This window comes from Lysobacter sp. 22409 (genome assembly GCF_052045105.1).
Lineage (GTDB): Bacteria > Pseudomonadota > Gammaproteobacteria > Xanthomonadales > Xanthomonadaceae > Lysobacter > Lysobacter antibioticus_B.
On the sequence record NZ_JBQEOE010000112.1, the window covers coordinates 1 to 830 of the forward strand.

The window sequence follows — 830 nt, forward strand, 5'->3', positions numbered from 1 at the left end:
CGCACCGAGCTGAACGTCCAGAACTAAGCGACACCCGCGGGTTCTTCGGAACCTGCACCGCAACACCCGAAGCCCGGCCTCGTGCCGGGCTTCGTTTTTATGTTCGGCCGCTTCCGAAAATCCGACCGGCGGCCCAGTTTGTTTCTAAACCTCGACCGTTCGTCGGCGCATCCGCGCGAGGGCGGGCATACCTGCTGCCGAAAACATTAATTAACGAACCTGGCTTCACTGGGCTGAACTACGTTAAGTGGTATTAACAAACGCGTTGACAGTGTATGATCGCCCCCGCCAGTGACCGCGGCGCCGGCCCTGCCAGTGCTGAGCGTGTCTCTGTCACAGGAGTCAGCGCCGCATAAGACTGTCCCGATCAAACAGTCCCGATCACCCCCCGTTCCGATCGATCTGAAGGAGTTAGATATGAAGATCCGTATGTTGAGCACCGCACTGCTGGCGGGCTTGGCCTTTTCGCAGGCGGCCAGTGCGCAAGATTTCGACGACCGCTGGTACCTGACCGGCGCTGCCGGCATGAACATCCAGGACAACGACCGCGGCACCCGCAACGCTCCGTTCGGCGCGATCGGCCTGGGCAAGTTCCTGAGCAAGAACTGGTCGCTCGACGGTGAGCTGAACTACCAGAACCCGAAGTTCGACGCCAACCAGGACGCCAACTGGAGCCAGTACGGCATCTCGCTGGACCTGCGTCGCCACTTCGTCACCGACGGCCGCAACTGGAACCCGTACCTGCTGGCCGGCCTGGGCTACCAGCGTTCGGAAGAGGAATATTTCATCCCGTCGCCGCTGTCGCCGGCTGACCGCAAGGACGGCAACTT

The 830-nt window shown here is 61.2% G+C and carries 1 protein-coding gene; it reads left to right on the forward strand.

Features of this window, described 5'->3' with window-relative positions; genetic code table 11:
• Positions 1-417 precede the first annotated feature (417 nt).
• Positions 418-830 (forward strand): porin family protein (locus tag ACTJJK_RS23195; protein ID WP_440731371.1); only part of this gene is annotated, 413 nt, incomplete at its 3' end.